This is a genomic window from Polaromonas sp. P1_E1_2 (assembly GCF_056406035.1).
Genome location: NZ_JBFUAZ010000129.1, coordinates 1 through 8,482, shown reverse-complemented (window position 1 = coordinate 8,482; position 8,482 = coordinate 1). Strand labels below are relative to the sequence as shown.

Annotated in this window: 8 protein-coding genes; 1 reads left to right on the top strand and 7 read right to left on the bottom strand. The window is 65.2% G+C overall.

Annotated features, from left to right (window positions below):
• Positions 1-205: 205 nt before the first annotated feature.
• Positions 206-739: a Cd(II)/Pb(II)-responsive transcriptional regulator gene (cadR, locus tag AC1D1P_RS08630; protein WP_477668447.1), complete on the bottom strand. Its 534-nt coding sequence runs from the start codon at positions 737-739 to the stop codon at positions 206-208.
• 92 nt (positions 740-831) lie between these two features.
• On the opposite strand from cadR, the gene AC1D1P_RS08625 reads away from it, so the two are divergent.
• On the top strand, positions 832-3,087 hold the full coding sequence (locus tag AC1D1P_RS08625) for a heavy metal translocating P-type ATPase (protein ID WP_477672692.1): 2,256 nt from the start codon (positions 832-834) through the stop codon (positions 3,085-3,087).
• 139 nt (positions 3,088-3,226) lie between these two features.
• On the opposite strand, the gene AC1D1P_RS08620 is transcribed toward AC1D1P_RS08625, so the two are convergent.
• The 6 genes from AC1D1P_RS08620 to AC1D1P_RS08595 form a co-directional block, all read right to left on the bottom strand.
• Positions 3,227-4,294 (bottom strand): ABC transporter substrate-binding protein, encoded by a 1,068-nt coding sequence (locus AC1D1P_RS08620; RefSeq protein WP_477668449.1) that lies wholly within the window; start codon positions 4,292-4,294, stop codon positions 3,227-3,229.
• A 63-nt stretch (positions 4,295-4,357) separates the two neighbouring features.
• A complete protein-coding gene (locus AC1D1P_RS08615) occupies positions 4,358-5,512 on the bottom strand; it encodes an NAD(P)/FAD-dependent oxidoreductase (protein ID WP_477672691.1) in 1,155 nt (384 codons plus the stop codon).
• Positions 5,512-6,894, bottom strand: coding sequence for an FAD/NAD(P)-dependent oxidoreductase (locus AC1D1P_RS08610; protein WP_477672690.1), 1,383 nt, complete (start codon positions 6,892-6,894; stop codon positions 5,512-5,514). Before AC1D1P_RS08610 ends, AC1D1P_RS08615 begins: the two co-directional genes overlap by 1 nt.
• Positions 6,891-7,223: a (2Fe-2S)-binding protein gene (locus tag AC1D1P_RS08605; RefSeq protein ID WP_477668452.1), complete on the bottom strand. Its 333-nt coding sequence runs from the start codon at positions 7,221-7,223 to the stop codon at positions 6,891-6,893. Before AC1D1P_RS08605 ends, AC1D1P_RS08610 begins: the two co-directional genes overlap by 4 nt.
• A complete protein-coding gene (locus AC1D1P_RS08600) occupies positions 7,220-8,014 on the bottom strand; it encodes an ABC transporter permease (RefSeq protein WP_477672689.1) in 795 nt (264 codons plus the stop codon). Before AC1D1P_RS08600 ends, AC1D1P_RS08605 begins: the two co-directional genes overlap by 4 nt.
• Positions 8,015-8,024: 10 nt before the next feature.
• Positions 8,025-8,482 (bottom strand): ABC transporter permease (locus AC1D1P_RS08595; RefSeq protein WP_477672688.1); only part of this gene is annotated, 458 nt, incomplete at its 5' end.

Here is an 8,482-nt window from a genome sequence, read left to right as displayed (position 1 = left end):
GGTTGCCGTCGTCGCGTTCGTCCAGGGTTTTGCGCGGCCGGCCGCGCGGACGCTTTTCAGCGCTGCCGGTTGCGGTTTTCGAAGGGGTATGAGCGCGTGCGGCAGGTCGCGAACGCGCGGCAGGTTTGTCCATAAGGACGGACCTTAGCAAAACCCGATATTTTTAGCAAGCAAGTGCTTTGTAAAAATACCGGGCCGCGTTTTGTCACTTGCGCTCGGCAGCCGCCTTGCCGGTAGCGGTCTTTTGGCGGCCCTCTTCTTTGGCGGGCACACCGACCTGCGGGTGCGCGCCGTGGATATGCGCATGGCCGCGCCCGGCGGGGGTACGGTTCTGGCTTTGCCGCAGTGCAGCTTTTTCCAGGCCGCTGAGGATGCCGCAGTCGCCCCCGGCCTGGCCTCTGGCACACTGCTCACGCAGAGCCTTGAGGTCTTTTTCCAGCGCCTTGAGTTCGCGGATGCGGGTGGCGACGTGGCTGATGTGCTCGTCCAGCAGGCTGTTGACGTCGTCACAGCTGCCGGCCGGCGCATCCTTGAAGTTCAGCAGTGCGCGAATTTCCGCCAGCGTCATGTCCAGCGACCGGCAGTGGCGTATGAAGGCCAGGCGCTGCACATGGCTTTCGTCATAGATGCGGTAATTGGCGTCGGTGCGCGCCGCTTCGGGCAACAGACCCTCACGTTCGTAGTAACGGATGGTTTCCGTCTGGGTCTGTGCGGTTTTGGCCAGTTCTCCGATTTTCATGGCGACTCCTTGAACATCGTCCCCACATTGCTGTAGGGTCACTTCAGCAGCCAGCTTGACTCTAAGGCCGCTACAGGGTTTCCAATTAGGCCATGAAATCTGAAAAAACCCTTGTTTCCGGCGTGGATGCCCCTACCGGCGACTGCTGTGGCGGCGCCCACGCCGCACACGCACCTGTATCCAATGCCGCGGGTGCCGCGGGGCGGATTTTCCGCATCGCCACCATGGACTGCAGCGCCGAAGAGTCTGACATCCGGCGCGCGCTGGAGCCGATCGCCGGTATCCGGTCGCTGGGCTTCCAGCTGGGCGCACGCACGCTGCGAATAGACGCCAGCGAAGAAGCCTGTGCGACTGCCCTGGACGCGATCCGCAAGGCCGGGTTTGACCCTCAGCCTGCCCAGGGTGCCAGCACGCATACAGGCGGCCACGACCATGAGGGGCATGGGCACGACCACAGCCATGATGGCGGTTTTGACGGTTTTGGCAGCGGTGTCACCCGCCTGGCCGCGGCGCTGGTGCTGGCCGTGGGCGCCGAGGCTGTGTCGTTTTTTGCGCCCGAGCTGCTGGCCTGGAAAATCGCCGGCATGGCGGTGGCGGCGCTGGCCATTGGCCTGGCCGGCCTGGACACCTATAAAAAGGGCATGGCCGCCCTGCTGCGCGGCAAGCTCAACATCAACGCGCTGATGTCGGTCGCCGTCACCGGCGCTTTCCTGATCGGCCAGTGGCCGGAAGCCGCGATGGTGATGGCGCTCTATGCCATTGCCGAGCTGATCGAAGCCAAAGCCGTGGACCGCGCGCGCAACGCCATCAAGGGCCTGCTGGACATGGCACCAGAGCAGGCCTTGATGCAGGGCGAAGACGGCGCGTGGGCCAACACGCCGGTGGCCGCCGTGCCGCTGCAGGCCCTGGTGCGCATACGCCCCGGCGAGCGCGTACCGCTGGACGGCCTGGTGACCCTGGGCAGCAGCGCGGTCAACCAGGCGCCCATCACCGGCGAAAGCATTCCGGTCGACAAGGAGCCGGGCGACACCGTCTTTGCAGGCACCATCAACGAAACAGGTGAGATGGAAATCCGCGTCACGGCGGCGGCCGGCAACACCACGCTGGCACGCATCATCCATGCCGTCGAGCAGGCCCAGGGCAGCCGCGCGCCCACGCAACGTTTTGTCGACCGCTTTGCCGCCGTCTACACGCCGGCAGTGTTCGCCATCGCCGTTGCCGTCGCCGTGCTGATGCCGCTGCTGGCGGGCCTGAGCTGGCAAGAGTCGGCATACAAGGCGCTGGTGCTGCTGGTCATCGCCTGTCCCTGCGCGCTGGTGATTTCCACGCCCGTCACGGTGGTAAGCGGGCTTTCGGCCGCCGCGCGCCAGGGCATCCTCATCAAGGGCGGCACCTACCTCGAGCAGGCGCGCCTGCTCAAAGCCATCGCACTCGACAAGACCGGTACCATCACGGAGGGCAAGCCCCAGTTGGTGGATTGGCGTACCTGGGGCAATGCCGACGCAGCGATGGCCGCGCAGCTGGCCGCCGGCATGGCCTCACGATCTGATCATCCGGTGTCCAAAGCGATTGCGGCGGGACTGAACACCGATGCCGCCGAGGTACAAGCCTTCAAGGCCCTGCCGGGCCGTGGCGTTGAGGGAACGGCCCAGGGCCAACGCCTCGTGTTGGRCAATCACCGCCTCATCCATGAGTTGGGCCTGTGCAGTGTGGAACTGGAAACCGAACTCGCCCGGCATGAACAGCAAGGCCGCACTGTGACGCTGCTGGCCGACGGGACGCGCGTGCTGGCCCTGTTCGCGGTGGCCGACACCATCAAGCCAACGTCCCGGCAGGCGATTGCCGACCTGAAGGCGCTGGGCGTCACGCCCGTGATGCTGACCGGTGACAACGCCGCTACGGCGCGCGCCATCGCCAGCCAGGCCGGCATCGACGACGCCCGCGGCGACCTGCTTCCCGAAGCCAAGCTTGATGCCATTCGCGAAATGCAGCGGCACTACGGCGCCACCGGCATGACAGGCGACGGCATCAACGACGCGCCCGCGCTGGCGCAGGCCGACATCGGCTTCGCCATGGGCGGCGCCGGCGCCGACACAGCCATGGAAGCGGCCGACGTGGTGATCATGAACGACAACCTGGAGAGGGTGGCAGAAACGGTGCAGATGTCAAAACGCACGCATGCCATCCTGTGGCAGAACATCAGCCTGGCCCTGGGCATCAAGGGCATCTTCCTGCTCCTGGCCATCTTCGGCACGGCAACGATGTGGATGGCGGTGTTTGCCGACATGGGCGCCAGCCTGCTGGTGGTGGGCAATGGCTTGCGCTTGCTGCGCGGTCGGCACAATTAGGGCGCTATAAATTTAATAGCTGCTTGCGCTCACCTTTACTGCGCTGGAGGTCCAAAAAGCATAAAACCCGAAGTGGCCCGGAAAGGCCCGCTTCGGGTTTTTGCATGCGGCGCCTGCGAAAGGTGCAGGCAATAGATGATCAGCGCTCGACCGTCTTGTTCCAGCGCGCATTCCAGGCTGGGCGGTTCTCGTTGATGGCATCCCAGTCCACCGTGGTCGCCGTCTTCATGTAGGTGTTCATCTGGGTCACAAGCGCGGCGGCCTTGCCGCTGGCCTTGGTTTTGGGGTTGGACGGTATCTGGTCGCCAAACTCCAGCGCCGCGGCCTGCGCCTCAGGCGACAGCAGGTACTGGGCCAGCTTGTGAGCCAGCGCAGGTTCACTGTTCTTCGCGATCACGCATTCACCCACCGTCAGCACGGCCGAACCTTCCTTGGGCTGCACGTATTCCACGGGCAGGCCTTTTTCCTTGAGCACGCCGACGGCGGTGGGCGTGAGCGGGAACATCGCGGCCTCGCCGGTCTGCACCATTTCAGCGATCTTGGCCGAGCTCGGGATGTACTCGAGCACATTGGGGCCTATGGTGGTGGGCCAGGCCTTGAAGCCGGGCTCCACATTTTTGTCATTGCCGCCCTGGATGCGGTTGAACAGCAGGAAGCCGTGCAGGCCGAAGGTCGACGACGACAGCGACTGGAACACCACCTTGCCCTTGTACTTCGGGTTGGCCATGTCCATCCAGGAAGTCGGCGGTGTCCAGCCTTTTTCGGCGAACATCTTCTTGTTGTAGGCAATGCCGGTCATGCCGATGTTGACGCCGGCGGCCATGTCGCCCTTGAAGCGCGCCGTGGGAAACAGGTCATTCAACGCAGGGGTGGCCTGCATCTTCTCGCACAGGCCCATACCGATGGCGCGGTACATGATGCCGTCGTCCAGGAACATCACGTGCATCTGCGGGTTGTCCTTGTTGGCCTGCGCCTTGGCCAGGATGTCTGACGAGGTGCCGGGCACGACCACGACCTTGACGTTGTTGGCCTTCTCAAACGCGCCGAAGACGTTCTCGGTGTAGGTTTTTTCCATGGTGCCGCCGTTCATGCCGATGTACAGCGTCTTGGTCTGGGCCATGGCGTTTCCGCCGGCCAGGCCGGCGGCTGCAACGGCAAGCGACACCGCTGTAGCGCGGGCGGTCAGGAATCGTAGGGAGATGTTCATGGAAAGCTCCTGGTGGCGTTGGTGAAGTGAAGGCAGTGAAATTGAGGAGGACTGTGAAGAGGACTAGACAACGGAGAAAGAAACGGGCCCGGCGGTTGTCGCACGCGGGTTTGCGGAAAAGCGTTCAATCGAAAAAGCGTCAATTGGCGTGGCGCTGCGGCCCTCACACACCAGGTCGGCCAGCACCGCACCCACGCCCGGCCCCAGCTGGAAGCCGCCCCCGGCGAATCCGAATGCATGAATCAGGCCCGGTGTGGTGGCGCTCGGCCCTATCACCGGCTGGCGGTCGGGCAGGTAGCCTTCGGTGCCGCTCCAGGTGCGGATGATGTGCGCGTGTTTCAGCGCCGGCAGCAGCTCGACGGTTTGCTGCATCAGGCCGGCCAGGCCGCTGCGCTGTGCGCGGGCACGCTGGTCGTCCAGCGCGTAACCCCGGCCGCCACCGATGACGCAGTTGCCGCGGGCCACCTGGCGGGCATAGATGCCACCGCCTTCCACGCCAAGGCTGAGGTTCATGAACGCCGGCAACGGCTCGGTCACCGACATCTCAGGGTGCCCGGCCTCCATCGGCACAGGTTCGCCAAATTGCGCCGCGAGGGCGCCGGCCCATGCGCCCGCGCAATTGAGCAGGTGCTTGGCGCGAACCTCCAGCGCATCGCCCGAACACAGCACAAACACCGCTCCGTCGCGCGCCACCTCGTCCACACGGGTCTGTTCGCGTACGTCGGCGCCGAGCTTGCGCGCGGCCAGTGCAAAGGCCGGCGACACGAGGCGCGGGTTGGCCTGTCCGTCACCGGGGCACAGCGATGCGCCTATGGCAGCTTTTCCCAGCCACGGGCAGCGTTCGCGCAGGGCCCGCATGGAAAGCATTTGCAAATCCATGCCGAAGCCCAACGTGCGCTCGCGGTAGCTTTCGAGCGAGACCAGGTCGGCTTCGCTGCGCGCGATCTTGAGGTGCCCCGAAGGGAGGTATTCGCCGTCGATGCCGATCAGTTCGGGCAATTGCGCCCACAAGCCCTGCGCGCGCTGCGACAGCGGCAGCTGGCTGATCGGCCGGCCCTGGCGACGCACGCCGCCGTAGTTGACGCCGCTGGAGCGCGAACCGCACAGATCACGCTCGAGCAGCACGACCGACAAACCCATACGACGCAGGAACAGAGCCGCCGACGAGCCCATGATGCCGCCGCCCACAATCGCAACGTCGGCCGTGACGCGTTCCACTACACGCCCTCCTGCTTCATTGCCTGGGCGGCCACGGCCGAAAATGGCAGGGGCTTGATGGGTGACTGCCCGCGCAGCCGGCCTACGGCATCAGGCGATACAGCGCAGGCCTGTGCGAGGATTTCCGCCGCCGCCACGCCGCAGGTACGCCCCTGGCAGCGCCCCATGCCCACCCGCGTCAGCGCCTTGAGGCGGTTCATCTCGCGCGCGCCGGTGTCGGCCACGCACTGGCGCAACTCGCCCGCGGTGATTTCTTCACAGCGGCAGACCACCAGTTCATCAGGGGCGGCTGCAGCCCAGTCAACGGGAAACGGAAAGGCGCGCTCCAACCCTTCCCGAAAGGCCGCCGTACGCGAAAGCTGGTTTTCGAGCGAGGCCGCGCGTGCCACATCGATCCTGTGCCCGGTGTCCGCCAGCAGCGCCAGCGCGGCACGCTCGCCAGCCCATTCCGCGGCATCAGCGCCCATGATGCCGGCACCATCGCCAGCCAGGTAAACACCTGCCACGCTGGAGCGGCCCATGGCGTCGCGCTCGGGCAATGCGCCGCGCTGCAGGCTGTCATAGCGAAAACGGCAGCCCAGCAAATCGGCCAGCTGCGTTTCGGGCCGCAGCGCGTAGCCAAAACCCACGCCGTCGCAGGCGATCTCGTGCGCGCGGCCGCCCTTGCGCCAGTGCATCGCCTGCACGCGTTCATCGCCTGTGGCGCCTGCCAGTTCCACGCCCTGGTGCACCGCGACGCCATGCATGCGCAACCAGCCCAGGTAATAAAGGCCCTTGGCCAATAGCGCCGGCTGGCGCAGCATGGCGGGCACGGCGGCGGCCTTGCCTGCAAAACTGGCCGTATCGAGCACCGCCACAACTTTGGCGCCGGCCCTGGCGTACTGGTAAGCAATCAAATACAGCAGCGGCCCGGTGCCGGCAAACACCACGCGCGAGCCAATTGCGCAGCCCTGGAATTTCAGGGCCACCTGCGCGGCGCCCAGCGTATAGACGCCGGGCAAAGTCCAGCCGGGAAAAGGCAGGACACGGTCTGTCGCGCCGGTGGCAACAATGAGATGGCTGTAGGGCAGCGTGCTCATCAGCCCGTGATGAAGCAAGTCGAGCTTGCCGCCTTCAGCGCTCCAGACCAGGGTGTCGGGGCGGTAATCAACCTTGTCCAGGATGCCGGCCATGGCCTCATGCACCGCATCGGCGCGCCCGGCCTCAAAACCATAGAGAGCCTCTTTAGGCCGCGAGAAACCCGCGGGCGGCTGGCGGTAGATCTGCCCGCCCCAGCGCGGCGCTTCGTCCACCACCACGGGACGCAGGCCGTGCGCCACCAGCGCCTCGGCCGCGCGCACGCCGGCCGGGCCGGCGCCCACAATCACCGCCTGCGTGCTCATACCGGTCCCTCCGCGCCAGTCACCAGCCGCATGCCTTCTTCAATGAAGGTGCTGCAGGCACGCAGTCGCCGGCCCGATTCGGTGGCGACCCAGCAGTCCTGGCAGGCACCCATCAGGCAAAAGCCGGCGCGCGGCTCGCCGCTGAATTCGCTGAAGCGCAGCTGCGCGCTGTGCGTCAGCACCGCCGTCAGCACGGTGTCGCCGGCCAGTGCCGTCAGTGCCAGCCCATTGAGCACAAAGCCCACGGGTTTGCGGCCGCCTTCGGCCACGCGGTGAAGCAGGGCTGCAGGCTTGAGGCTTACCCCGGCGATTTCAATGGTTGATTTCATTTGTGTCCGACCAGAATCTTGTCGAGGCCGTAGATGCGGTCCAGCACCAGCATGGCCACAGCCGTGAGCGCCACCATGAGGGCCGAGACGGCCGCCATCAAGGGGTCTATCGACTCGGTCGCATACATGTACATCCGCACCGGCAAGGTCRCGGTGGAAGGCGCGGTGACAAAGATCGACATGGTGACCTCATCAAAGCTGTTGATGAAAGCGAGCAGCCAGCCGCCGGTGACGCCGGGCAGGATCATCGGCAGCGTCACGCGCACAAACACCGTCGCCTGGCTTGCGCCCAGCGAGAGGGCCGCCTGCTCGGCGCTGCGGTCACTGCCCTCAACCGAGGCCAGCACCAGCCGCAGCACATAGGGCGTGATGATGACCACGTGCGCCAGCGCCAGCCAGAAGAAGCTGCCGGTCGCGCCGATCAGCGAGAAGGTGCGCAGCAAGGCCACACCCAACACCAGGTGTGGAATGATGAGCGGCGAGAGGAACAGGCCATTGAGAAAATCACGGCCTGGGAAGGTATGGCGGGCAATCGCCAGCCCGGCCGGTACAGCCAGCAGCGTGGCCAGCGTCGCAGATATCGACGCCAGCCAGAGGCTGTTCTTGAAGGACTGCACAAAGTCCGAATGCGCAAACACCGCGCGGAACCAGCGCAATGAAAACTCCGTGGTCGGAATGGCCAGCGTGTTGCCGGGCGTGAAGGCCACCACGCACACAATGACCAGCGGCGCCAGCATGAAGGTGATGACGAGTGCGTTGAAGAGCAGCGCGAGGGGACCGTTTTTGGACATGGTGCGCTCCTTATCCCAAAGACTTTTTATAAGAGCGCTCAAGGACGCGGTTGTAGCTCAGCATGATGGCCAGGTTGGCCAGCAGCAGCGTGAGCGCAATGGCCGCGCCCAGCGGCCAGTTGAGTTCGTGCAGGTATTCGTCATACACCACCGTCGCCACCATCTTCAAACGCCGCCCGCCTAGCAGGCCCGGGATGGCGAAGGCGCTGGCGGAGAGGCCAAACACAATCAGGCTGCCAGACAGGATGCCCGGCAGCACCTGCGGAAAGATGATGCGGCGCAATGTGGTGAAGTGAGAGGCCTGCAGCGACAGCGCCGCGTCTTCAACGCCCGGGTCCAGCTTTTGCAGCGAGGTCCACACCGGGATCACCATGAATGGCAGCATCACATGCACCAGCGCGATGACCACGGCGGCTTCGGTATAGAGGATGCGCATGGACGGCAGGCCCACGGCGCGCATGGCCTGGT

Coding starts and splice junctions, on each gene's coding strand:
- cadR (WP_477668447.1), bottom strand. CDS start 739: ATGAAAATCGGAGAACTGGCCAAAACCGCACAGACCCAGACGGAAACC.
- AC1D1P_RS08620 (WP_477668449.1), bottom strand. CDS start 4,294: ATGAACATCTCCCTACGATTCCTGACCGCCCGCGCTACAGCGGTGTCG.
- AC1D1P_RS08610 (WP_477672690.1), bottom strand. CDS start 6,894: ATGAGCACGCAGGCGGTGATTGTGGGCGCCGGCCCGGCCGGCGTGCGC.
- AC1D1P_RS08605 (WP_477668452.1), bottom strand. CDS start 7,223: ATGAAATCAACCATTGAAATCGCCGGGGTAAGCCTCAAGCCTGCAGCC.